Source organism: Candidatus Zixiibacteriota bacterium (assembly GCA_034003725.1).
In the GTDB taxonomy this organism is placed as follows: Bacteria; Zixibacteria; MSB-5A5; order GN15; family FEB-12; genus WJMS01.
This window is the reverse complement of the sequence record JAVEYB010000001.1, coordinates 512,773-537,475: the sequence shown is the minus strand read 5'-3', so window position 1 is coordinate 537,475 and position 24,703 is coordinate 512,773. Positions and strand designations below refer to the sequence as shown.

Here is a 24,703-nt window from a genome sequence, read left to right as displayed (position 1 = left end):
GTGTTCCTGGTTAATACTCCGGCTGTTCATCAAAGAAATGCTCGGTGATAATCATCCGACGCGTGCCGCTGCGCGAGCGCATGACCAACGAGTGCGTGGTGGCGCCGTCGGCGCGATAACGCACGCCGTTCAGCAGGTCGCCGTCGGTTACACCGGTCGCCGCGAACATGATATTGGCGCCCCCGACAAGGTCACTGGCGGTGAAAACCCGCGAGACATCCGTTATTCCGGCGCGCCGGATCGACTCGGTCTCCTCGTCGCTGGTCGGCGCCAGGCGTGCCAGCAACTGGCCACCCATGCACCGAAGCGCGCCGGCTGTCAACACGCCGGCGAGCGCACCGCCGGTGCCCACCACCACATCAATTCCCGTACCCTCGGTCGCCGCCGCAATCGAGGCGGCGATGTCGCCGTCGGGTATGAGATGGATCCGGGCTCCTGTTCGTCTCACTACTTCAATTAAGTCCCGGTGGCGTTGTCTGTCAAGGATCACTACCGTCAGGTCCGTGACCGAATACCCCTTGGCATGCGCCACCCGCCGCAAGTTTTCCTCTATCGGGACATGCAGGTCGATCGCATCCGCTGCCGCACGACCGACCGCTATTTTATCCATATACAACGTCGGCGGCAAAAAAAACCCGCCTTTTTCAGCGGCGACAGAAATAGACAGAGAATTCGTCCTGCCAAAGGCGACCGACTGTGTCGATTCCAATGCATCGAGGGCTAAATCCACCGGCTCCGACGACGCCGGCTTTGTTTTCCCCACCGATTCCCCGGTGAACAAGAGTGCCGCCGTGCCCCGGTCCCCCTCGCCGATCACGACCGTGCCGTCAAATTGTATGGAATTGAGCGCCCTGTGCATCGCGGCGATTGCCGCTGCGTCGGCGGCCGAAGCGTTACCCTTGCCCATCCACCACGCGGCTGCGAGCGCCGCCGCTTCGGTTGCCCGTATGAGTTCTAAGGCGAGATTTCTGTCCACGGCGCCGTTTATGTATCGGGACGTCGATGCTCACATCGTGCCGGGTATCACCGCCCGACCGCCTCACTCGACCACGCGCTTGCGGAACCGGGCCGGCTTGATCTTCAACTCCTCACGATACTTCGTCACCGTGCGACGGGCAAGTTTAATTCCCTCGTCGTTCAGCCGACGGAATATCTCCTGGTCCGACAGCGGCTTTTCCGGCTCCTCGGCACGGATGATTTCCTCGATCCGTTGCTTGACCCGCCGCTTGGAAACGTCCTCGCCGTCCTCCCGAGCGATTCCGGAATTGAAGAAGTACTTGATCTCGTAGACGCCCAGCGGCGTCTGCACGTACTTGCCGTTGGACACGCGGCTGACCGTGGCCACGTTCATTTCGACCTTCTGCGCGATATCTTCCATGATCAGCGGTTTGAGGAAGGCCGCGCCTTTCTCGAAAAACTCCCGCTGCTCCTCGACGATCGCCTCCATCACCCGGATCATCGTGCTGCGTCGCTGGTTGATCGAATTCAGCAGCCACCGCGCCTGCTCCAGCTTCTGCCGGATATACTCCTTGGTGTCCTTCGAGCTCTCGCTGCCCCGCTTGATCAGGTTCTTGTAGCCGGAGTTGATGCGAAGTCGCGGGACGTTGCGGTCGTTATGAAACACCTCGAAATCGTCGCCCACACGCTCGACGACGAGGTCGGGGACGACCGGCACCGCCGCCGAATCGAACCGTCCGTGAGTCGGTGTCGGGTTCAGAGTTTTGATCGTCTCCATCGCCTTTTGCGCCCGCTCGAACGGCACCCCCATCATCTTGGCGATCTGAAGAGTCGATTTGCGCTCCAAATCGTTGATGTGCTCGTCGACAATCCGGTACGCCAGCGTACCTTCCTGACCGCGCTCTTTCAACTGAAGCAGGAGCGACTCGCGAAGATCCCGGGCGCCGACCCCGGTGGGATCGAATTGCTGGATCATGGCCAGCACCTTCTGAATCTTCGCTTCCTCGATCTGCAGCTCGGCCGCCATCTCCGCCACCGACAGCGTCAGATAGCCGTCGGGCGCTATATTGCCGATAATGTATTCGCCGATCAACTGCTCTTCTTCGGAGAGCTTCAAAAACGATAGCTGTTCGTTCAGGTGATCGTAGAGGTTTTCATTCTGCGCGGCGGCGCCCCCCTCGAAAGTGTCTTCAGGGAATTCCCGCTGTTCCCGCACTTTGTACCCTTCGTCGTCGTCGAACAGGTAATCATCCCAGTCCACCGACTCTTCTTTCTTGGGTTCTTCGGCCAGTTCGAACTCGCTGTCCGTGAGTTCCTGTTCCTGTTCGAGTTCGGGCTCTTCGACTTCTTCGAGGAGGGGATTGATCGCGAGTTCGTGGCGGAGCGTCTGCTCGAGCTTCAAAAGCGGCATTTGCAGCATTTTCAGCGACTGAATCAGCTGCGGCGCCAGCGTCAGCTTCTGTCTGAGTTGCAGTCCGAGTTTCATGGTCGTCTCATCTGTCCGAACGTGACGCGTACGAGGTGAAGTCTGCTGTCCTTAGAGACAGTATCGGCGACGACATTCGGGCCGTTTAGAATCCGACGGCACGAAGTTCATTTATTCTACAGCGCGCGTCCCGGCTGTTAGTTCAACCGGAACTTCTCTCCCAGGTATATCTTCCGGGCCTCGGGATCGTTGGCCAAAAACTCCGCCGTCCCCGACTTCAGAATCTTTCCGTCGCACATGATATAGGCCCGGTTGCATATGGACAGGGTTTCACGGACATTGTGGTCCGTGATCAGCACGCCCAGCCCACGCTCCACCAGTCGGCCGATTATCTTCTGAATATCTTCCACGGCGATCGGGTCAATCCCCGCAAACGGCTCGTCCAGCAGGATAAAACTCGGCTCATTGACCAGGGCACGGGTTATCTCCACCCGTCGCCGCTCGCCTCCCGAAAGCGTAAACGCCTTGTTTTTCCGAAGGTGCGTTATGTCCAGTTCGGCCAGTAACGACTCCAGACGCCGCTTGCGCTCCGCACGTTTCAACCCGCGAAACTGGAGTATCGCCATGATGTTGTCTTCCACCGAGAGCTTCCGAAAAACCGACGGCTCCTGAGCGAGGTAGCCGATGCCGAGCCCGGCCCTGCGATACATCGGGTACCGCGAGATGTTACGATCGCCCAGAAACACCTTTCCCTTGTCCGGCCGGATAAACCCGATAATCATATAAAACGTGGTCGTTTTGCCGGCTCCATTGGGTCCAAGTAGCCCCACGACCTCTCCGGGGTGCACCTGGATCGACACGTCGTTGACCACCGGTCGCTTCCGGTAATACTTCACAAGGTTTTTGGATTCAAGTACGGCCATAGTCCTCAAAAAATATACGCCCACTCAAAGGCATCTTCAATTATTTTTTCCTTTGATACGCACCATTTTTGCTATCGATCCATCCGCCTGCGGAAACTCTGGCGTAATCCGATGTACAACTATACATTATACAGCTAATCGGCCGCACCCTGATTCACACGGAGACAGGATTCTTATGAATGTACGTACTGCTGCCCTCACGACGCTCATCGCCTTGCTCGTGGTGTTGGGCTGTGCCAAAACCCCGGAACAGAAACGCGATAAGTTGTTTCAGGAGGGACTGTCACTGCTTGACACGTACCGGTATACCGAAGCCGACACGACCTTCCGGGAAGTACTGTGGACTGACACCACCAGTTTTCTCGGACCGATCGGTATTTCGCTGACCCAGGAGCGGCAGTTCTTCCACTGGGATGCGCTGAATTTCTGGACCAGAATATCCGAACGCAACCCCATGTCACTCGCGGGGGCCCTGGGCTCCATGCGCGTCTACCGCCGCCTCGGACTCTTCGAGCACGCCCTCCGTCGCGCCGCTATCGCCGGCTCGATCGACAGCGCCGGCAGCGACGTCCAGGCGGAGGCGGCCCGTTTGTGCCTCGAAATGGAGCAATACGAGTCCGGTCGGCGCATGGTGCGGGCGGCGGTCGCCGCCGGCCAGCCCGAAGCAGTCGCATCCATCCTCGATGCCCGTGCGTTGTACATGCAGGGTGACCGGGATTCCGCTCTCGCCTGTGCCGACCGCGCCCTTCAGGCCAACGTCTCCTCATCGATTTTCAATCGCATGGCCGCCGATTATTTCGAAGAGCGCGCCGCTTTCGATTCCGCCATGCTGTTCTCCGGTCGGTCCCTGACCTCGAACGAAAGCGGTTTCGACGAGATGGCCGAACACTTCTTCAGGGCGCTTCGCGTCGGATATGTCAGCGAAGCCCGGCGCCTCATCGACAGCGTCGAAGCGATCGGCGGCGTCACCACACTGTCTACCGTCATGGACCTCTACTATAGCTGGGCCACCGATCAGGACTTCCGCGGGCTCACCGTATCCGGCTTGCTGGCGCGGATGCAGATCCCCGCGCTCTCACCGCTGATGTACGATGCGTGGGCCCATCGCCGGGTCTCGAATTTCACGATGGTCGACGGCGATCTCAACGCGATCTCAAACATCATGCGGCGTGGAAATTTCGAGCCCGCCTTCCGTGACTTCTATGGCTACTACCTGGCGCTGTTCCGATCGACCGGCTACGACCCGGTCGGCGCTCTCCGCCTGCTCCGCGATCTTCACGACAGGCGGTTTTCCGACGTGAACTACGCGTTGACGGAACTCTTCCTCGTGAACGTCACCCGGCAGCCGGAGCTGTACCGCCAGATGCTCGACTCGCTGCGCCAGATCAAACCACGGGACTTCCGTTATCGTACCGATTTGGCCGATGTGTGTGCGGACTCGGCCGTACAGGATCTGACCAGTGCCGCCCAGTTATACGACGAGGCGCTGTCGCTCAATCCGTACTACCGCCCTGCATTCGACGGTTACTGGCGGATGTATGACCGGCAACGCCGATTCCAGGATGCGCTGGGGGTCTTCGAACGTTACCCCCAATTCGCCGAACTGTACCCGGATCTCGGTGTGCGCCGCGCCGTCTCACTCGTGAAGAACAAGCGAGCCGATGAAGGCGTCGCACTCTTCCTGGAAACCTTCCGGCCGGTCTCAGGCGATTCACGACTCTCCGAAGAGATGGTGCGTTGGCTGCTGCGGGTGTACCGCACGGCCGATGCCAAACGAATTGCCGATGCCCTCCTGGAGATTCACGGCGACAACGTCGATGCGCTCGCCCTTGCGGCGGAGACATACAACCGGATCGGCGACTACGAAGGCGCCCTGACGCTGGCGGACCGGGCGCTCGAACGTGACCCGAACAACAGCTCTGTCCGTTCCAACCGCGCCTGGTCGCTGTACAAACTCGGCAGAGCGGAAGACGCCTTCGCCATTTTCGAGGACGTGTACAACACCGATCCTGACAATCGCACCCTGCTGCGCTTCTACGCCCCCGCCCTGTCCGAGAGCGGACGAAACAAACCGGAAGGGGAGAACCTCGCCCGACGGGGCGTCTTTGCCGGTGTGGACATCCTCGAAGGATGGCTCAACCTGTGTTATGTCTACATGCTGAACGGACGGCCGGATTTGGCCAAAGGCGAGGCGATCCGCGCCCGTAACTCCTTCCCGTATTCTCCCGCCGTGCTGTACTACCTCGGCTATGCCGAGTACCTGCTCAAAGAGGACGGCGCCCGGGAGCATCTGGAAGAAGCAATTGAGATGGGCTTGCAGGGTGAAGACCTGACACGGGCCCGGAACGCGCTGAGCGAGTTGTCCTGACTTCCGGTACGTTCGCCCACCATCATTATAGAAGAAGGCCGGCTGGTGAGCCGGCCTTCCTCGTTGAATCACCGTTTATCGCTATGACAGACCGAGCCGTTTCAAATGGTCGATATCATGCTGGGCCTGTTCGAAATCAGCCAGCCGGCCGATATCCAGCCAGTAGCCGTCGTATACAAAGCTTTCCACCCGTTCACCGCGCTTCAGCAGGTCATGCATGAGCATGTCGAATCCGTACTGCCCGTCGCGCGGAACCAGCTCGAGCACCCTCCGGGAAAACACGTAAACGCCCATCGACACGACGAACTCGAACGACGGTTTCTCACTGAATCCGACCACTCGATTGTCTTTGTCCAGTTCGAGTACGCCGAAATCGATCTTCTCCGCTCTTCGAGCCGCCGCGACCGTCACCGTTGCTCGGCGCTCGCAATGCCGCTTGTACAGCGCGTTGATGTCGATATCGGTCAGCACGTCACCGTTGACGACGATGAAATTCTCGGGGAGGTCGGCTATCAGGCGAAGCGGTCCCACGGTCGACAGCGGTGTATCTTCCAGCGAGTACTCGATGTCGAGCCCAAACCGACTGCCGTCGCCGAGGACGGCCGTGATCAGGTGGGCGAGGTGATTGACCGCAATCACCACCCGCCGCACGCCGCACTTGTGCAGGTGTCGCAGCAGTATCTCGATAATCGGTTGTTCGCCGATCGGTACGAGGGGTTTCGGCAGCACAGCCGTGTACGGCTGCAGACGCGTTCCCTGACCGCCGGCCAGGATGACTGCCACCATGCGAGGCACTCCTTTGTAAACGGCCGGCCTACCGCTCGACCGTCCGCTGGTTGGTGTATCGGCGATCGTCGGGGTCCGCAATCAGCCCGGATCGGATCGCCTCGATTATCTCATGTATGCCGTCGGGTACGCGACGCGTGATCTCGAATCCCAGCGCCTCACGGATTTTGCCGAAACGCACCCGGTAATCCCTCGGGTCCTCGTTCCGTGTGACGTAGCTGACCAGTCCGGCCGCCTCCGGGAGTTGGGCGGTAATCAACTCCGCGAGGCCCTTTTTCTGGTAGTTTTCGCGTGTATCACCGACATTAAATGCCTGGTGCGATACCGTGGCCGACGGCGCTTCGACTGCGATCACGCACGCGCGCGCCAAATCCACCACATGGCAATATGGCCGCCAGAACTTCTCCCCGTATATCTCCAGCTTCCGGCCGAGCGTCAGCTCGCGCGTAAACTCGTTGACCGTCAGGTCAAAGCGGGGACGGGGGGAGAGGCCGTAGACGGTCGCAAATCGAAGACACACCGTCCCCATGTGCGTCTGCCGTAATCCGAACAGGAAATCCTCAAACGCCACCTTTAGTTCTGCATACAGGGAAACGGGATTGAGCGGCGTGGATTCATCGACGTACCCTGTCGGGTCAGGCATCTTCCCGTAGTTGCTGCACGTGGAGGCGAATACGAATCGGCGTACGCCCGCCTCCATGGCACGTTCTGCGACCAGCCGCGCGCCGTCGCCATTGACCGCACTGGCCAGTGCCGGCTCCGCCCGGCACGCCGGGTCGCCGACAATAGCCGCCAGATGGACGACCGAGTCGACTCCCGACAGGGCGCTTTTGACCGTTGCCGGGTGGCGAATATCGCCCTCGACGAATTCGAATCCCGGTCGGTGCAGCCAGCCAAGCAGCCCCTGGCCGCCGAACATCAGGTTGTCCAACCCGCGCACGGCGTATCCGGCGCTCAGCAGTTGCCCGACCAGCACCGAACCGATATACCCGGCCGCGCCGGTGACAAGCACCTTTCCTCGACCGGACTCTGGCAGTTCTGTCGTCATACCCGTGCTATTGATAGGACGCGGTTTTGCCCGTATCAACTAAATTCCCCTGCTTTGCCGGCAAACCAGCAGCTCGCGCGGGCATTGACTTCTCTCGTGCGGACGGTATCTTTGGGCATGTCCACCATGAAGGCGATGTTGTCTGCGATCGCGTCGGAGTTTCCCGACGACCGGCTCACGTACCAGAAATCCGTCCCCACATTTCATCCGGAGAATGCCGACGAAGCCGCCCGGCTCGTTCGTCTTGCCGGCGCCCACCGCGTTCGCCTCTTTATCACCGGATTCGGCAACAATATCGATCCGGTCGGCGAGCCGTTTACCGGCATGCTCGGCGTCCGCACCGACCGACTGAATCAACTGATTCAGGTCGCCCCCGAGGACTTCTACGCTGTCGCCGGCGGCGGCTATCCGCTCCGTGAGCTGAACCTCGCTCTTGCCGACAATCACCTCTATCTGCCGCACAGCGACCTGCCGTATGTCGGATCGGTCGGCGGGGCCGTCGCGGTCGGACTCACGGCGACTTTGCACGGGCATCTGCTGCCCATCAAGAAGTATGTCATCAAGGCCGAAATCGTGACACCCACCGGCGAGATTATCCGCCCCGGATCGGTTTGCTTCAAGTCGGTTGCCGGATACGATATCGTGAAGATATTCTCGCCCTCGTGGGGTGTGCTCGGGCTGCTTGTCTCGGTGACCTTTCGCGTCATGCCGGAAACCGCCCGCCCGGAGTATGCCGCTATGGTGCAGAACGCAATCGATCGTCAGTCCTTTCTCGCCGGACTTGATGAGAACAATAACGATGTTGATGCCGTGTACTCCCGCAAGATCCGGGCTAAATTCGATCCCGGGGGCATTCTGCCTGTCGTGTAGCGCAAAGGACAGGGAACCGTCCGGGCATCGGCCACGTTTCGTTACAAATGAACAGGGATATGAGGACTCGACCATGAAGAAGGCATCACCGGGATCACGTGTGGCGGTTCTCGGCGCGTCACCCAAAGAAGAGCGTTATTCGTTTAAGGCCGTGCGAATGCTCAAGGAGCACGGTTTCGTGCCGGTACCGGTGCATCCGGCCGGGCACGTGGTCGATGGTGAAAAATCGTTGAAGTCGCTGGAGGAAATCCGCGAACCGGTGGACACGCTGACGATGTATGTTGGAGAAAAGATTTCAGACGGAGAACTGGATAGAATTATCGCGTTGCGTCCCCGTCGCGTGGTCTTCAATCCCGGCGCGGAAAACGAGCCGCTGGCAGCCAAACTCGAGGCTGCCGGGATCGAAGTAGTTCGGGCCTGCACGCTGGTTATGCTTCGGACCGGTCAGTTCTGACCGGCTTCATTCGGCGTCCGCGCCCAGGCAATCATGGTCGGGATGCGTGAGCTTGTCCGTCTTGCCGCGAATCGCTGCCGTCGCGGTCGCAACCATCTCCTCGACATCGATGTACGCAGCGTTTATCACCAGGTCGTAGTGTCTGGGGTCGTTGTTGTCAGCGCCGAAATGCCGGTGGGCGAACTCGCGACGCAAACGGTCAGACTCCTCGATCTGCCGTTTCGCTTCGTCCCGCGCCACCTTCCGGAACTCCATGAGATTGCGGATCCGCCGTTCCAGTGGACAGACAACCCGAACGTGAAATCCGCGCTTCGGACCGAGGATGAAGTTCCCCGCCCGACCCACCACCACCACGCCTCCGAGCCGCGACATCGAAAGGATCACCCGGTACAAGTGCCGAATATAGTCGCGGTGGTCTACCGCCTGCCCCGTCACCATCGCCTCGACCATCAATTCCAGCTCCGACCGCGACTTCTCGTCGAGCGATTCGACAATCCGTTTGCGGTAGCCCGATGATTCGCAGATTGCGTCGATTATCTCCCGGTGAATCCGTTGGTAACCGAGCTTCTGGGCCAACCGCGACGCGAAATACGAGCCCCGCGAACCGGTCTGCCGCGATACCGTGACGATCGGAGGCGGAGCATCCACAGACTTTTGCGCATCCGCGACCTTGGTCTGCCGCTGTTCCCAGCGAAGACACTGCCGATTGATAATTGCTTCGATCGACGTCATAATGATACCACCCCTGCTGGAAATATACTAGTTACCGTTGCACGGGCAATCGGAAAGTCGATGGCGGTATCGATGATGCTCAGTCGGGTACGGGCCGCCCGGCTTCTATTGCCGTCCGCACGATATCGGCATACCGGGCCGCCAAAGGCCCGGAGGCATAGGTCGACCGCGCAAACCGGTAACCGTGCTCGGCCAGCCGGTCGCGGTAGACCGTGTTCTTAAGCAGGGTCAGGATCGCTTCGGCGAGTTGATTGATGTTGTCCAGTTCCACCAGCAGGCCGCGCTTTTTGTCCTCGATAATGTCGCAAATGCCGCCCGACGCCGTACCGATCACGGCGGTGCCGCACAACATCGCCTCAGACAGTGCCAGACCAAAGCCTTCACGGAATGAATTGAGCACGACCACCGCCGCACGGTTGTAGATTTCGCGAAGCCGCTCCTGTGACACCGGTTCGTTGATGATAACCTGCCGTTCCAGCCCCAGCTCGGCTACCAGCGCCCGGATCCGGGCGTCGAGAGGACCGCTGCCGTATATCTCCAGCCTCGCGGAGCGCTCCTCTCGTGTGACCCAGTGAAAAGCGCGAATCAGAATGTCGACCCGTTTCTGGTCGGTGAATCGCGTGACCGCCACTACCAGGTTGTCCTCCCGCTTGACGTCCGCCTCGCGAAAAAACACCTTCTCGTTGTGCGGCAGCGGGAGTACTTCTATCAGTCCCTCGCATGCCGGATCCAGTTTTACCAGCTCCTCCCTGAGAAACGATGACACGACCGTCCACCGGCTGAGCCTCCGGGTCAGGGGCCGGAAGTACCGGTACAAAGGCCGCCCGAATTTCGCCAGCAGGCGGATATCGGTCCCGTGCGACGAAAGTATCATGGGTATCTTCGTGACCGCGCGAAGCCGCTTCATGACGACCCCGGTCGGAATCAACCAGTGGCCGGCGATGATGTCGATCTGCTCTCGCTCGATCACTTCCCTGGTCAGCCGTTCGAACCCGCGCAGAAACGCCTGCAGGCGAAACGGACCCAGCGGTGATCCCAGAACCTGCTCGTGCATGTTCCCCCGGTAGGCCAGAGTCTGTTTCTCCGGATCGGCCGCATAGCGGAACCGGTAGATCCGTATGCCGTCGGTCTCCTCGCGCTCCGGCACTTCCGCATCGTGCGGGGCGACCACGATCGGCTGAATGTTCAGCGCCGTAAGGCGACGCGCCAGAAGTCCGAGAAAGACCCCCGCGTAGTCGTCCCGTCGACGCGGATAATTATGCGTGAGAAGAAGCACTTTGACCGGTTTTGCCATGATGCGCATTCTAAGAAAAAGGGTTTGGGCCAGAAATATAAATTTTGGACACGACAATCATCGCGTATATTTCCTGTCCTATGAGCCAGCACCCCGACAAACCGGGCCTTGATTTCGCCGGTGATCTCGATTTCGAGCAGATTCTCACCAACCCCATCCTCGATATCGGCGCCCGCGTCTGGGACGAAGATCGCTACGTGGCGTTCCGCGTGTGCTACCGGTCCATGCGTCGTATCGACGATCTGGTCGATGACAGGAAAGAGGGGGGACGGGCGCTGACGCCGGACGAGATCGCTCACTACACGAACGTTCTCGATGTCTGGCTTGACGCGCTTGAACGCGGCCGCCCGGTCGACGAGTTCCAGGAGGAATTACTCGCGACAATGCGGCAGTTCAGGCTCCCCACCTGGCACTGGCGCCGCCTGTGTGCGGCGATGGTGTATGATCTGACCCACGACGGCTTCTCGTCGATACTCGCCTTCCGGCGGTATGCCGAAGGCGCGGCGATCGCCCCGGCTTCCATCTTCATGCATCTGTGCGGTCTTCGACGCGACGGGCGAAATAACCTCGACCCCGTGTTTGATGTTCACGACGCATCCTCTGACCTCGCCTTGTTTTCGTACGTGGTGCATATTATCCGTGACTTCGAAAAGGATATGCGCCGTTCGCTTGTATACTTCGCCGATGATCTCATTGCCGAACAAGGGCTTACGCGCGATGACCTATCCGCCGCCGCGGTTTCCGGCGATGCTCCGGATCGCTTGCGCGCCCTGTTTGCCCGCTACCGTCGATTCGCCGATTTTTACCGCTGTCGCGCCCGCCTCAAACTGGACTCACTGCGGCCGATGTTCGCCCCGAAATACCGCTTGAGCCTCGAGATAATATACGAACTGTACCTGCAAGTTTTTGAACGAATTAACGTTACGAAAGGCTCGTTTAGCGCCCGCGCCCTCCAGCCCACGCCTGATGAGGTCAAGGCCCGGCTCATGCGAACAATCGATCGATTCGGCTATCCGGCCTGACAAAAAACTTGTGGAAGATTCCCTGCCCTTCGGACTATTACCAGCAGATGGATTAACGCAGCTGCCCCACGGGCACACACCTGCGTGGGGTGTATAAGAACTGGAGAAACACGGATGAGAATGTCTCTTGTCATACTGGGATGCGCGATTGTCATGCCCGCCGCCGCGGCGACCGCCGATGACATCGCGGTTACTGTCTACAACAGCAATCTCGGAGTTGTCTCCGAAACCCGCACGCTCGAGTTTGCCAAAGGACTCAACCGGCTCGCCTTCCGCGATGTCCCGTCGTCGATCGACCCCAACTCGGTTCGCTTTGAGTTGATCGACGGGTCCGACGATGTCGCCATTCTCGAGCAGAATTACGCGTTCGACCTGGTCAGTTCCGAGCAGATGTTCTCCAAGTACGTCGACCAGCAGATCGAATTGGTCGACGAAGACGGCACGCTGTATACCGGGACGCTGCTTGCGTACGGCGGGGGAACCGTCACGCTCCAGGATGAATCGGGCCGCATCAAGATCGTCCAGATGGGCAAGATCCTGGAAACGAACTTCCCGTCGCTGCCCAACGGTCTGATCACCCGTCCGACTCTGTTCTGGAATTACAATTCCTCCGTCGCCGGCGGCCGCCAGGCGCGCGTCGGCTACCAGACCAGCAATATCTCATGGGGGGCCGAATATGTCGGCCTGCTCGATCAAGACGACAAGAATCTCGACCTCTCCGGCTGGGCCTCGATCAACAACACCTCGGGAAAGACCTATGTGGATGCGACCCTCAAGCTGATTGCCGGGGACATTGGCCGCGCGCAGGACCTCGAAATTCGCGGTGGCCGGTCCGAGGCTGTCCTGTACAAGGCGGACGTGAGCGCCGGGTTTGAGGAGAAGGCGTTCTTCGAGTACCATATGTACACGCTGCCCCGCAAAGCCACGATCGCCAACAAAGAGATCAAACAGATTTCGCTGTTCGAACCGGCCCGCACCGGCGTGACCAAACTCTATTTGTATCAACCCAACCAGAACCAGAAACAGGTGAAGGTGGCCGTCAAATTCAATAACAGCGAAAACGCCGGACTCGGCATGCCGCTTCCCGCCGGACGCGTTCGGCTCTTCAAGGCGGATACCGATGGATCGATGATATTGCTCGGTGAGGACCGGATTGAACACACCCCCAAAGACGAGGACGTCAAACTCACGGTCGGCTACGCGTTTGATATAGTCGCCGAGGAGCTCACCGTCGACCGCCAGCGTATCTCGAAATCGGTCGAAGACGTGACGTTTGAGATCAGCCTGCACAACCGCAAGGACGAAGCGGTGACCGTGTCGGTCGAGAAAGGTCTCTGGGGTTTCTGGGAAGTCACTAACGCATCGTTCGAGTATAAGAAGAAAGACGCGAACACACTGACGTTTGATCTGCCGGTGCCGGCGGGCGCGGAAGTCTCCGCCCGCTACACCGTTCGCTTCACCAACCAGTGAGGCAACGCAGCGCGGCAGGCGATGATGGTTGACAAGACGATCTACATCGATTAGATTCGCCACCAATTGCGCGGACTACGGTGTTGAGTCAGGAGGAAGAAACGTGAAACGGTTGCTAACGACAATACTGATCCTCGGCGGGATAATCGCCGTCGCCGGGCCGGCATTCGCCAAAAAGCCCGCCGGTGCGCTTATCTCCAGCGCCAAAATCGAGATCGTCTCCGGCGATCTGGCCCGCTACAAGGAAGCCGAGGCCCTTCTCAAGGAAGCATTCGAAGACTACGGTCCCATTGCCGAAGGGCTGTTCCTGCTCAACCAGATGCAGGTCGACTACATGGAGCGGACCGCCGACCTCGGCGAAAAACGGAATTATGCCCTGGCGATGGTTGCCTATCGCGACTCGCTGCACATGTGCTGCGAGAACAAAGACATCAAAAAGAAATTCCGCGAGGATTGCGACGAGTTCATCAAAAAGGCTGATTCCACCGCTGTCCGCTACTGGCGCGAGTTCTTCAACGTCGGCGTCGGCCAGCTCGATCAACTGAACAAGGCCACACGCGCCAGGGCCGAAGCTACCGACTCGGTCAACATCGCCTTTTATGACACACAGATCGCCGCGCTGACCGATTCGACGATCCGGAATCTCGAAATTGCGACCATTTTCGATCCGAACGACTACCGCCCCTACGTGGGTATTTCGCAGGCCTACGAAAGCCAGGATATGTACGATTCGGCCAACGTATACCTCGAAAAAGGTCTGCCGTATACCGAGGACAAGGGCAACCTCCTGCTGCCGCTGGCCTACAACTACATTAACGGCGGCGACTACTGCAAGGCCATTCCCTCGCTGCGGGAGTACATGGCGCTTTTCCCCACCGACACGAGCAACCTCGTCAATCTCGCCATTTGTTACAACCGCTGCGAACAATACGATTCGGCGCGGATGACCTACCGCGAGGTTCTCGCCCTTGATGCGTGCAATGAAGATGCGCTGCTGTCGATCGGTCACTATTTCAACCAGCTTGCACGCGAGGCCAACGACTCGGCGACCGTCTATCGTGACGCTCAGAGTTCGGCCAAGGCGACCGAATGGATGAATCGCCGCACCACCATTCTTGACAGTTCGCTGGTCTATTTCGAGACCGCCTACACCTGCGATTCCACCGATCAGGATGCGGTCGAGAATTTCGGCCTGATCGCGTTCGTACAGGGCAAGTACGAGACGGCTATCCGGGCGTACTCCCAGTTGACTACCATTGATCCGTCCAACAAGGATGCCTGGCTGACGCTCGGCGACGCGCACCTGCAGCTCAGGCAGTTTGGTCCGGCCATTCCCGCGTACGAAAAGGTGATCGAGCTGGATCCGAACAACCGTGAAATCGTCGAGCGCCTTGTCGAACTGCACAAGGAAGAAAAGCACCCGAAGGAAGCCGCCAGGTATCAATCGATGCTCGACAACATGAAATAGAATCACATATTGTCTCAGACCCGGAAAAAGGCAGGCGAAGCGCCTGCCTTTTTCTATATTCCGTTATGCCTTCCACGACGCGATTCGCCCGGATTGCTGTCTCGGGTCCGCTCCGACGCACGTTCACTTATGCCGCCCCGGAGTCGCTTGAGCCGCTGGCCCCGGGTCAACGCGTTCTGGTGCCGTTCGGGCGGTCCACCGCCGTCGGCTATTATCTCGAACCGGCCGATCCGGTCGACTTCGAAGTGCGCCGGATTCGCGCGGTCGTCGACCATGAGACTCTGATCCCGCCAGAGCTCGTCAGGCTGTGTCAGTGGATGGCCGACTACTATTTCGCCAATCCCGCCGACTGCCTGGCGCTGACCCTGCCGCCGCAGTTGCGCACCAAACGCCCTGTCGCACTTATCTGGGGGGTCGCGGAGCCTGCCATGCTGCCACCCTCGATCGCCCGCCTCGTCAAAGCGGGGCAGCCGCTCAGCGGTACCGCGCTGAATCGAATCCGATCCGTCGGTACCGGCTATCTTGACCGCTTGCGCCGCGACGGCGTGGTGGTCGAGGACATTCACCTGTCCGAGCCCGCCCCGAAGCGCCGATTGATCGGATTCCGGCTTGTCGATCCGGAGCGATGGCGCGACGAGATCTTTCGCCGAGTCGACCACATCCCTCCGCCGTTCCACGGAATACGCTCGGCCGCCGATCTCCGCGCCGACGGAGTGACCGACCATTATCGTAAGAAGGCGCTCGATAACGGCGTGCTTGAGGCTGTGTACGACGACACCGAGCCGAGGGTGCTGGACTTCGTCCTGCCCCGCGACGGACTCGACGGCATAACCCTCACCGAGCAACAGCAGCAGGCGTTCGCACAAGTCCGGGACGCTCTTGATACAGGCTATGCGCCGTTTCTCCTGCACGGCATCACCGGCTCAGGGAAGACCATTGTATACTGCCATCTGGCTCGCGATATCATACAACGGGGCAGAACAGCCCTGGTATTGACACCGGAGATTGCCCTTTCTTCCAACACGTTGGCGTACTTTCGCGGATTGTTCGGCGATTTGGTAACAATCCTCCATTCGGCTATGACACCCGCTGAGCGCATTGCCAGCTGGCAGGGGATTCGCGCCGGCCGGTACCCGATCGTGGTCGGGCCGCGTTCTGCGTTGTTCGCTCCGTTGGAGAAACTTGGGCTCATCATTGTCGATGAGGAGCACGATGAGTCGTACAAGCAGGACGAACCGTCGCCTCGATTCCACGGCCGCGACGCGGCGGTGATGCGCGCGAAAATAGCGAACATCCCGGTTGTGCTCGGCTCGGCCTCGCCCTCGCTGGAGTCTTATCACAACGCCCGGACCGGCCGTTACCGCCTCCTGACCATTACCGAACGCCCGGCCGGCGCCCGGCTGCCCACCGTGCGACTCGTGGACATGCGCACCCGGCGTCTTGGCGGCGATCTGCCGTTCGTGTCCGTGACACTCAAGACTGAGGTGCAGCAGCATCTCTCGGCCGGGCGCCAGGTCATTCTTTTTCTGAACCGTCGCGGGTACGCCCCATATTTGAAGTGCGCCGAGTGCGGCCACGTCCCGGAGTGCCCGGACTGCCAGGTTCGTTTGACCTACCACAAGACCGGAAGCCGGCTCGCCTGTCATTACTGCGGGCGCGCCCGGACTGATTACTCCCTTTGCGAGAAGTGCGGCGGCGCCGCGCTTTTGTGCTTCGGAGCCGGGACACAAAAGGTCGAAGAGTCGGTGCAACGGCTTTTCACTGATGCGCGCGCGGTGCGACTCGACTCGGACACGGCCTCCGGACGGACCGGAGCCCACCGCATTCTCAGCGACTTTGCCGCACGCAAGTACAACCTGCTGTTGGGTACACAGATGGTCACCAAGGGGCTGGACCTGCCCGATGTATCGCTGGTCGGTGTCCTGTCGGCCGATATGGGCATGGACCTCCCCGATTTCCGCGCCGCCGAACGCACCTTCTCACGGCTCGTGCAGGTGGCCGGCCGGTCCGGCCGATCAACTCATCCCGGCGAAGTACTGATCCAGACTTACTACCCCGATCATCCGCTGCTGGCCGATGCCGCCCGGCAGGACTATGAGTCCTTTTACGATCGGGAGATAAAGGATCGGATGGACGCTCACTTCCCACCCTTCGTGCGGATGGTGAACTTCATCTTCTCATCGCCAGCCGAGACGGCCGTCATCGAGTCCGCCCTCCGCTTTCGCGACCAGCTCGATATGCTGGCGAAGCAGCGGTCGATCGACATTTCGCTTCTCGGTCCCGCACCGTGCGCGTTTCGGCGACTCAGGGGGAAGTTCAGACAGCACCTGATCGCCAGGATAGCCCCCGACCGAATGCAGAAATTCGTGCGATTGCTGACGGAATGGGAGGACGCGTCGGCGCGGTTCAGCCTGCCCGGCTCGGTATCGATCGCCGTTGATGTCGACCCGGTGGACATGATGTAGAACCGTACGGCGAGTCCGTCTTCGAACCTGCTATCAGAAAATGATCAACACCAATGAGATCTCAGGGTACTAATCAAGGGTAGACCGTGTCATACCCGCGCACGCGGGTATCTATCGATTCGTGCGTGTGGTACATCCTCCTGCACCACCCCCGCCCACAAAAAAAACCGCCCGCAGGGCGGGCGGCTTTGTAGTCGAACCGACAGACAAGAGAACGAATTCTACTTCTCGTCTTTCTTCTTCTCGTCCTTCTTTTCGTCGCCTTCCTTTTCCTCGCCCTCGGCTCCCTCGGCGCCCTCGGCGGCGACGGCTGCAGCCGCTTCTTCGCCCTCGCCAACGGTGGCCGACTTGATCACGGTCGGAGCGGAGATCACCACCGCGGTCCGTCCGGGCTCGGTCAAAATCTCGGCGTTTTCCACCTTGATTTGCGACACGTGGATGGCGTCCCCAATCTCCAGCTGCTCGACATTAACCTCGATATACTCGGGGATATTGGCCGGCAGGCAGGAGATCTCGATTTCACGCATGGTCGTCTGCATGATGCCGCCCCCGGTCTTGACGCCCGGGGCGATACCCACGAAGTGCAGCGGCACCGAGACGTTGATCGGCTTGTTCATTGGCACGGCATGGAAATCGATATGGGTTATGCGGCTGGTCACCGGGTCGCGCTGCACTTCGCGCAGCACCACCTTCGATTCAGCGCCGTCGACATTCAGGGTGTAAAGAGCGGAATGGCCGCCCTGTCGCAGGGCCGCGCGCAGCACCGCTTCCTCGACCGACACTTTCATCGGATCGGTCTCCGGGCCGTACACAACGGCGGAGATGCGCCCTTCGCGACGGGCCTGGCGGGCCGCCCCCTTGCCGGTGTCCGAGCGTCGCTGCACGCTCAGCATAATGTCTTTCATGGTCTCGCTGTATCCTCCATCAAGAACGTGTTGTATTCGTTACGCTTTTGCCGCCGACCGTGGTCGTCTTCTCGTCAAAGAGCGAGGAGACGGAATCCTCGTCGAATATCCGCCGAACCGCTTCGCCGATCAACTCCGAGCAGGTCAGAATTTCGAACTTGTCGGACAGCTGCTTGTTGGCTATGTCGATTGAATCAGAAATAATCATCTTTTTGATCGGGGAGTCGTTGATTTTCTGGATCGCCGTCCCCGAAAGCACACCGTGCGTGCAAGCGGCGTAGATGTCGCCCGCGCCGCGCTGTTTCAGGTACGCAGCCGCGTTGCACAGGGTTCCCGCCGTGTCAACCATGTCGTCGCGAATCAGCACGGTCCGACCCTTGACGTCGCCGATCAGGTTCATCACCTTCGACTCGTTAGCCACCTGTCGGCGTTTGTCGACAATGGCCAGTTCCGCCTGCAGCGAACTTGCCGTGGCCCGCGCCAGCTTGATCGACCCGACATCGGGCGAAACAACCACCAGGTTCTCCAGGTGCATGTTGCGGACAAAGTCGTTGAACACTACCGCCGAATAAAGGTGGTCGTGAGGAAGATCGAAAAACCCCTGGATCTGGCTAGCATGCAGGTCCATGGTCATGATGCGGTCCGCCCCGGCGGTCGTGATCAGGTTGGCGACCAGCTTGGCGGTGATCGAAACGCGCGGCTTGTCCTTGCGGTCCTGGCGGGCGTAACCGTAGTACGGGATGACGGCCGTGATGCGCATCGCGGATGCGCGACGGGACGCCTCGATCAACATCAGAAGCTCCATGAGATTCTCGGCCGGAGGGTTGGTCGGCTGGATGATGAACAGATCCGTTCCCCGGATGTTGTCGTTGATCTGGACAAATACCTCACCGTCGGAAAACCGGTTGACCGTGCAGTCGGTCAGGGGGCATCCAAGATACTCGGCGATTTTGATAGCCAGGGGGATGTTGGCGTTGCCCGCAACCAGGCGTATGTCCTCTCGCACAATCATGAGACTCACGACCCTCACAAAATGAGACCTGTTTTTCCACCGGTCAGACGGCCGGGGAAATCCAGGTCGTCGTACACATCGGCCAATTTCCTGGGGCGGCAGGATTCGAACCTGCGAATGCCGGCTCCAAAGGCCGGTGCCTTACCGCTTGGCTACGCCCCACACAGTTGGGGACCTAGGCTGAAGTCTGCGTTTTCAGCTCGGCTTCGTACGCCTCCAAGACCCGCTGCTCAATCAAGTCACGCATTTCACTGTTCACCGGATGGGCGATATCCTGGTGCGTTCCGTCGGGACGCTTGCGTGAGGGCATCGAAACGAAATGCCCTTTGTTGCCCTGGATGATCTTCATCCCGCGAACCACAAACGCGTTGTCGAAGGTGACGTTCGCGAAACCCTTGAGCTTGTCCTCGTCGCGAAGCGTAACCCGTACCTCGGTGATCTCCACGGTCGCCTCCTGCGTCAAAATGAATCGGCACTCGGCAGGGCAATTGGCCGGACCGTGCTGACTTGCCATGCCCCTGCATTCCCTATACACTCCTCCGGTGGCGGCGGCGAACTGAACACGCCGAACACTGTGGGCCCCGACCCACTCAAGCGCACCAACTCCGCCCCGCATTCCAGAAGGCTTTCTTTTATTCTCTGATGCCCCTCAGAAGACAAAAGAAGACCTTCCTCGAAATCGTTCGTAGTAAGCCGGAGCGCACCAACAAGCTCACCGACCGTTTCGCAACGGGGTAAAGTAAACGGGTTCTTAGGGTTTGTCAAGGTCATTCTCAGCGCGCGATAGGCCTCCGCCGTCGACACCCCCACCCGCGGCGTCACCAACACCACCCAGTAATCCAGCGGCAAAACTATCTCATCCACCTGTTCACCACGACCGGTCACCAGCGCTTGTCCGGAACTGAAGAAAAAAGGTATGTCTGATCCCAATTCGCTCCCGATCGCCGCCATCTCGCGCCGCGACAACCCCAGCTCGAACAACCGATTGACTGCGTAAATACAAGCCGCAGCATCGGTTGACCCTCCCGCCAGCCCGGCCGCGACAGGAATCTGTTTCTCGAGCGTGATCGCCAGCCCCTGAGTCAAGTCAAACCGCCTTTTCATCAGTTCGAATGCGCGGGCGACAAGATTTGCCGGCCCGCAATCAAGATCGGATGCCACCGATGAGCGCTCGTCGAGCCTCAGTGAAAAAAACGGACCGGACCGATCACGGCGTACGCGAAGTCGGTCAAAAAGTGACACAGCCTGGAATACCGAGTTGATATTGTGGTAACCGTCGTCACGGCGGTTCAATACCTGCAGAAAGAGGTTGATCTTGGCCGGAGCGCCGACAACCAGCTCGTCTTCGGAGATTTTCGTACAAAACATCGGGGAGCAATCCAATCGGCAGCGGGCATTCATGCCCGACCCGCTCGGGGCAAGATAGCGCACGCCGCGCGCGCGGCAAGCGGGAAATAATCACCGACAGAGTCACGCCCGACACTTGAAATCGGTCGTTGGGTTTTCTATACTACCGCGATAGCATGGGTGTCTTACAGCTTAGAAGGGAGTCGGTTTATGGATCCGTTTTCCGCCGCCGCCAACCTGAAGGTCGGCTCTGCAACGTACAAGATCTATCGTCTGGACCGCCTTTCCACATATGGCTCACTGGAGCGACTGCCGTATTCAATCCGCATTATCTTGGAATCGGTCCTTCGTAATGTCGACGGTCGGGTCGTGACCGAGCAGGACGTCGTCAACCTCGCCAAATACAATCCGAAGCAGGTGGGCGAAGTGGATTTGCCCTTTATGCCCGCCCGCGTAGTCCTGCAGGACTTCACCGGCGTCCCGGCGGTCGTCGATCTCGCGGCCATGAGGACGGCCATGAAAGCCATGGGCGGAGACCCGAAGAAGATCAACCCCCTGGTGCCGGTTGACCTCGTTATCGATCACTCCGTCCAGGTCGATGCGTTTGCGTCGAATGACGCGCTTCGGATCAACATGGAAAAGGAATTCGAGCGCAACCGGGAGCGGTACGAATTTTTGCATTGGGGACAGAAGGCGTTCGACAACTTCCGCGTCGTGCCGCCGGCCACCGGTATTGTCCATCAGGTCAACCTCGAGTATCTGGCAAAAGTGGTCCTGCATCGTGACGGGGTCGCGATGCCCGACACGCTGGTCGGAACCGACAGCCACACCGTAATGATCAACGGCCTCGGCGTGGTTGGCTGGGGCGTGGGTGGAATCGAGGCCGAGGCGGTGATGCTGGGCCAGCCGATTTACATGCTGACACCGGAAGTCGTCGGGTTCAAATTGACCGGACGGCTCTCGGAAGGTGTCACCGGAACGGATCTCGTGTTGACGATTACCCAGCGGTTGCGCCAGAAAGGCGTGGTCGGCAAGTTTGTCGAGTTCTTCGGAGACGCGCTCGACCACATGACGCTGCCGGTGAAGGCGATGATCGGCAACATGGCCCCCGAATACGGCGCCACCATGGGATTTTTCCCGGTCGATGATTCCTCCCTCCGATATCTGCGCCTGACCGGGCGGCCCGACGACGAGGTGGCGCTCGTCGAGGCGTATACCAAGGAGCAGGGCTTGTTCCGGACGCCGGGCTCGAAAGCGCCTGAGTTTGCCGATATCCTCGAACTCGATATTTCCAAGGTCGAACCGTCGTTGTCCGGACCGAAGCGCCCGCAGGACCGTGTGGGATTGCGATCGATGAAGCAGGAATTCGAGAGCGCGCTGGGCAAGCCGATCAAGGAACGCGGATTCGAACTGGATAAGGAACAGCAGGCCCGGCGTGTGGCCGTTCGCAATGGGTACACCGCCGAAATGGGCCACGGCGCGGTGGTGATCGCCGCCATTACCTCATGTACCAACACGTCCGACCCCTATGTCTTGATCGCGTCGGGGTTGCTCGCCAAAAAGGCCGTGGACCGCGGACTGAAAGTGAAGCCCTATGTCAAGACGTCGCTGGCCCCCGGTTCCCGCGTGGTAATCGAGTATTTGAACAAAGCCGGTCTGATGGAACCGCTCGAGAAACTCGGTTTCCACAATGTTGGATTCGGTTGCACCACCTGTATCGGGAATTCCGGTCCGCTGCCGGAACCGGTAGTCAACGCGATTCAGGAAGGCGACCTGGTGGCAGCGGCGGTGCTTTCGGGCAACCGCAATTTCGAGGGTCGCGTCAATCCGCACACGCGGGCCAATTATCTGGCCTCGCCGCCGCTGGTGGTGGCATATGCGCTGGCCGGAACGGTCGATATCGACCTGACCAAAGAGCCGATCGGCGTCAATGACAAGGGGGAAAAAGTCTATTTGAAGGACATCTGGCCCACTCAGGCCGAAATCGAACAGACCATCCACAAAGCCGTCACACCGGAATTGTTCCGCCGGCAATACGCCTCGGTGTTCGAAGGTAATCCGACCTGGAACGCCATTAAAGGCACCGACTCCGAGCTGTATCAGTGGAAAGAAAGTTCCACCTACATCCAGGAGCCGCCCTTCTTCCAGAACATGACGCGGAAGCCGGAGGACGTAAAGCCGATCACGGATGCACGCGTGCTGGCGCTTCTGGGTGACTCCATCACCACCGACCACATCTCCCCGGCCGGCACCATCAAAGCGGATTCGCCCGCCGGGAAATTCCTGCAAAGCCTCGGCGTCACGGTAGCGGACTTCAACAGCTATGGGTCGCGCCGCGGCAACGACCGCGTGATGACACGCGGAACGTTCGCCAACATCCGGCTGAGAAACCTGCTCGTGCCGGGGTCCGAAGGCGGGATCACGGTCTACCATCCCACGGGGGAGACGATGTCAATCTACGACGCCTCGGCGAAGTACCTGGCATCCGGCACCGACCTGATCGTGCTCGCCGGCAAGGACTACGGCATGGGGTCATCGCGCGACTGGGCCGCTAAAGGAACGCGCCTGCTGGGGGTCAAAGCCTTGATCGCCGAAAGCTACGAGAGAATCCACCGGTCAAACCTGATCGGCATGGGAATCCTCCCGCTGCAGTTCAAGTCCGGCGAGTCGGTGGCGACGCTCGGACTCACCGGCAAAGAGTCGTATACGATCGAGGGGCTGTCCAACGGCATCAAGCCGCACCAGACCCTCACCGTACGGGCGACCGGCGACGGTCCGGCGAAACGATTCGACGTCACCGCGCGGATCGACACCGCCATCGAAGTGGATTACTATCGGCACGGCGGCATCCTGCAGATGGTGCTGCGCCAGTTGAACGACTGAAAACGATAACTTGCAGTCTGAAAATAAAAGAGGGAAACGATGCCCGTTGTAACTGCCGACAAGTATGTCGAAATGCTGGAGAAGGCGCATGCCGGCAAGTATGCGTTTCCGGCTATCAACGTCACGTCCACGGAAACCGCCAATGCGGCGCTGAAAGGGTTCGCCGACGCCAAGTCGGACGGGATCATCCAGCTGTCCACCGGAGCCGGCGAATTTGCGTCCGGCCTCAACATCAAGAACATGGTCGAAGGTTCGATCTCCGTCGCCGAACATGTCCACCGCATGGCGAAACACTACGACGTCTGGATTGCCCTGCACACCGATCACTGCCAGCCGAAAAAGGTCGACTCCTTCCTGAAGCCGCTGATCCAGGAAACCGCGCGGCGTCGGAAAGCCGGTCAACCCAATCTCTTTCACTCGCACATGTTCGATGGGTCGGAACTGCCCCTCGACGAGAACATGAAAATCGCCCGGGAGCTGATGAAGCTGTGCAAGGATAACGACATCATCCTCGAAGTCGAGACGGGCGTGGTCGGCGGCGAAGAGGATGGCATCGACCACAGCGATCACCCCCGCGAAAAGCTGTACACGACTCCGGCCGATATGGTGGGCGTCTACGAGGCGCTGCACCCGATCGGCGGACGGTACATGCTGGCCGCGACCTTCGGCAACGTGCATGGCATCTACAAACCGGGGAACGTGAAGCTGCGTCCGAAAATCCTGAAAGAGGGACAGGAGGCCGTGATGGCGACGCACGGCAAGGCGGCCCGGTTCTGGCTGGTATTTCACGGTGGTTCGGGCTCGGATCTGTCCGACATCCACGAGACGCTGGAGTACGGCGTCATCAAGATGAATGTCGACACCGATACGCAGTATCACTTCACCGAAGCGATCGTGAAGCACGTTGACGAGAATCGCTCCGAGCTGACACACAGCGACACCGACGTCGCCAACAAGAAGAAGTTCGACCCGCGCGTCTACCTGAAGGCGGCCGAAGCCAACATGGCGAAACGGGTCACGCAGGCCTGCAAGGACCTCAAGTCCGACGGCAAGACGTTATTCCGCAAGTAGACCGCTCCGCGTCACGCACGTGACAGATATCAGACCCGTCGGCGAGCCGGCGGGTCTTTTTTTGTCTCCCGGCACGGCGAAAAACCGGACCGTTGCATTGTTGATTGACTTGCCCGTTCAACACGCACCGCCGGGAGCTTGGTATTGACTTTTGATGGTGCGCGACGTTCCTTACAGCCTGTTGTAAAACCCTGGGAAAGGG

20 protein-coding genes and 1 tRNA gene are annotated in these 24,703 nt (G+C 59.6%); 9 read left to right on the top strand and 12 right to left on the bottom strand.

Translation table 11 applies throughout. The annotated features are described in order from the left end of the window. Window positions 1-10: 10 nt before the first annotated feature. The 3 genes from glpX to lptB form a co-directional block, all read right to left on the bottom strand. Window positions 11-976: a class II fructose-bisphosphatase gene (glpX, locus tag RBT76_02350; protein MDX9856610.1), complete on the bottom strand. Its 966-nt coding sequence runs from the start codon at window positions 974-976 to the stop codon at window positions 11-13. 63 nt (window positions 977-1,039) lie between these two features. Next, complete coding sequence (gene rpoN / locus RBT76_02345) at window positions 1,040-2,443, bottom strand: RNA polymerase factor sigma-54 (GenBank protein ID MDX9856609.1); 1,404 nt, start codon at window positions 2,441-2,443, stop codon at window positions 1,040-1,042. Window positions 2,444-2,580: 137 nt separating this feature from the next. After that, on the bottom strand, window positions 2,581-3,306 hold the full coding sequence (gene lptB / locus RBT76_02340; protein MDX9856608.1) for an LPS export ABC transporter ATP-binding protein: 726 nt from the start codon (window positions 3,304-3,306) through the stop codon (window positions 2,581-2,583). A gap of 175 nt (window positions 3,307-3,481) precedes the next feature. Between lptB and RBT76_02335 the strand changes: the two genes are divergently transcribed. After that, window positions 3,482-5,674, top strand: coding sequence for a tetratricopeptide repeat protein (locus tag RBT76_02335; protein ID MDX9856607.1), 2,193 nt, complete (start codon window positions 3,482-3,484; stop codon window positions 5,672-5,674). 81 nt (window positions 5,675-5,755) lie between these two features. Here RBT76_02335 and RBT76_02330 read toward each other — a convergent pair whose 3' ends face one another. Beyond that, window positions 5,756-6,460 (bottom strand): sugar phosphate nucleotidyltransferase, encoded by a 705-nt coding sequence (locus tag RBT76_02330; GenBank protein MDX9856606.1) that lies wholly within the window; start codon window positions 6,458-6,460, stop codon window positions 5,756-5,758. A 28-nt stretch (window positions 6,461-6,488) separates the two neighbouring features. After that, window positions 6,489-7,508, bottom strand: coding sequence for an NAD(P)-dependent oxidoreductase (locus RBT76_02325; protein MDX9856605.1), 1,020 nt, complete (start codon window positions 7,506-7,508; stop codon window positions 6,489-6,491). Between the two features lie 117 nt (window positions 7,509-7,625). Here RBT76_02325 and RBT76_02320 point away from each other — a divergent pair, with 117 nt between their 5' ends. Both RBT76_02320 and RBT76_02315 read left to right on the top strand, forming a co-directional pair. Continuing rightward, window positions 7,626-8,378 (top strand): FAD-binding oxidoreductase, encoded by a 753-nt coding sequence (locus RBT76_02320; GenBank protein MDX9856604.1) that lies wholly within the window; start codon window positions 7,626-7,628, stop codon window positions 8,376-8,378. Between the two features lie 73 nt (window positions 8,379-8,451). After that, window positions 8,452-8,832, top strand: a complete 381-nt coding sequence (locus tag RBT76_02315) for a CoA-binding protein (GenBank protein ID MDX9856603.1) — start codon at window positions 8,452-8,454, stop codon at window positions 8,830-8,832. A gap of 6 nt (window positions 8,833-8,838) precedes the next feature. Here the strand turns inward: RBT76_02315 and RBT76_02310 are convergent, their stop codons facing one another. Both RBT76_02310 and RBT76_02305 read right to left on the bottom strand, forming a co-directional pair. After that, window positions 8,839-9,564 carry a cytidylate kinase-like family protein gene (locus RBT76_02310; protein ID MDX9856602.1) on the bottom strand — a complete coding sequence of 242 codons (726 nt, stop codon included), beginning with the start codon at window positions 9,562-9,564 and terminating at the stop codon, window positions 8,839-8,841. 79 nt (window positions 9,565-9,643) lie between these two features. Next, window positions 9,644-10,858 carry a glycosyltransferase family 4 protein gene (locus tag RBT76_02305; protein ID MDX9856601.1) on the bottom strand — a complete coding sequence of 405 codons (1,215 nt, stop codon included), beginning with the start codon at window positions 10,856-10,858 and terminating at the stop codon, window positions 9,644-9,646. An 80-nt stretch (window positions 10,859-10,938) separates the two neighbouring features. Here RBT76_02305 and RBT76_02300 point away from each other — a divergent pair, with 80 nt between their 5' ends. The 4 genes from RBT76_02300 to priA all read left to right on the top strand — a co-directional run bounded on the left by RBT76_02300 (window position 10,939) and on the right by priA (window position 17,283). After that, on the top strand, window positions 10,939-11,880 hold the full coding sequence (locus RBT76_02300) for a squalene/phytoene synthase family protein (protein ID MDX9856600.1): 942 nt from the start codon (window positions 10,939-10,941) through the stop codon (window positions 11,878-11,880). A 114-nt stretch (window positions 11,881-11,994) separates the two neighbouring features. Continuing rightward, entirely contained in the window at window positions 11,995-13,350 is a 1,356-nt protein-coding gene (locus RBT76_02295; GenBank protein ID MDX9856599.1) for a DUF4139 domain-containing protein, read from the top strand. A 103-nt stretch (window positions 13,351-13,453) separates the two neighbouring features. Continuing rightward, entirely contained in the window at window positions 13,454-14,818 is a 1,365-nt protein-coding gene (locus tag RBT76_02290) for a tetratricopeptide repeat protein (GenBank protein MDX9856598.1), read from the top strand. Window positions 14,819-14,883: 65 nt separating this feature from the next. Beyond that, window positions 14,884-17,283: a primosomal protein N' gene (priA, locus tag RBT76_02285; GenBank protein MDX9856597.1), complete on the top strand. Its 2,400-nt coding sequence runs from the start codon at window positions 14,884-14,886 to the stop codon at window positions 17,281-17,283. A 221-nt stretch (window positions 17,284-17,504) separates the two neighbouring features. On the opposite strand, the gene RBT76_02280 is transcribed toward priA, so the two are convergent. From RBT76_02280 to ispE, 5 genes are all read right to left on the bottom strand, one after another. After that, on the bottom strand, window positions 17,505-18,188 hold the full coding sequence (locus tag RBT76_02280; GenBank protein MDX9856596.1) for a 50S ribosomal protein L25: 684 nt from the start codon (window positions 18,186-18,188) through the stop codon (window positions 17,505-17,507). A gap of 19 nt (window positions 18,189-18,207) precedes the next feature. Further along, complete coding sequence (locus tag RBT76_02275) at window positions 18,208-19,194, bottom strand: ribose-phosphate pyrophosphokinase (protein MDX9856595.1); 987 nt, start codon at window positions 19,192-19,194, stop codon at window positions 18,208-18,210. Window positions 19,195-19,290: 96 nt separating this feature from the next. Further along, a tRNA-Gln gene (locus RBT76_02270) sits at window positions 19,291-19,362 on the bottom strand. Window positions 19,363-19,375: 13 nt separating this feature from the next. Continuing rightward, a complete protein-coding gene (locus RBT76_02265; GenBank protein ID MDX9856594.1) occupies window positions 19,376-19,645 on the bottom strand; it encodes a SpoVG family protein in 270 nt (89 codons plus the stop codon). A gap of 14 nt (window positions 19,646-19,659) precedes the next feature. Further along, window positions 19,660-20,568, bottom strand: coding sequence for a 4-(cytidine 5'-diphospho)-2-C-methyl-D-erythritol kinase (ispE, locus tag RBT76_02260; protein ID MDX9856593.1), 909 nt, complete (start codon window positions 20,566-20,568; stop codon window positions 19,660-19,662). A 189-nt stretch (window positions 20,569-20,757) separates the two neighbouring features. On the opposite strand from ispE, the gene acnA reads away from it, so the two are divergent. After that, window positions 20,758-23,430, top strand: coding sequence for an aconitate hydratase AcnA (gene acnA / locus RBT76_02255; protein MDX9856592.1), 2,673 nt, complete (start codon window positions 20,758-20,760; stop codon window positions 23,428-23,430). A 39-nt stretch (window positions 23,431-23,469) separates the two neighbouring features. After that, complete coding sequence (gene fbaA / locus RBT76_02250) at window positions 23,470-24,501, top strand: class II fructose-bisphosphate aldolase (protein ID MDX9856591.1); 1,032 nt, start codon at window positions 23,470-23,472, stop codon at window positions 24,499-24,501. Window positions 24,502-24,703: the final 202 nt, after the last annotated feature.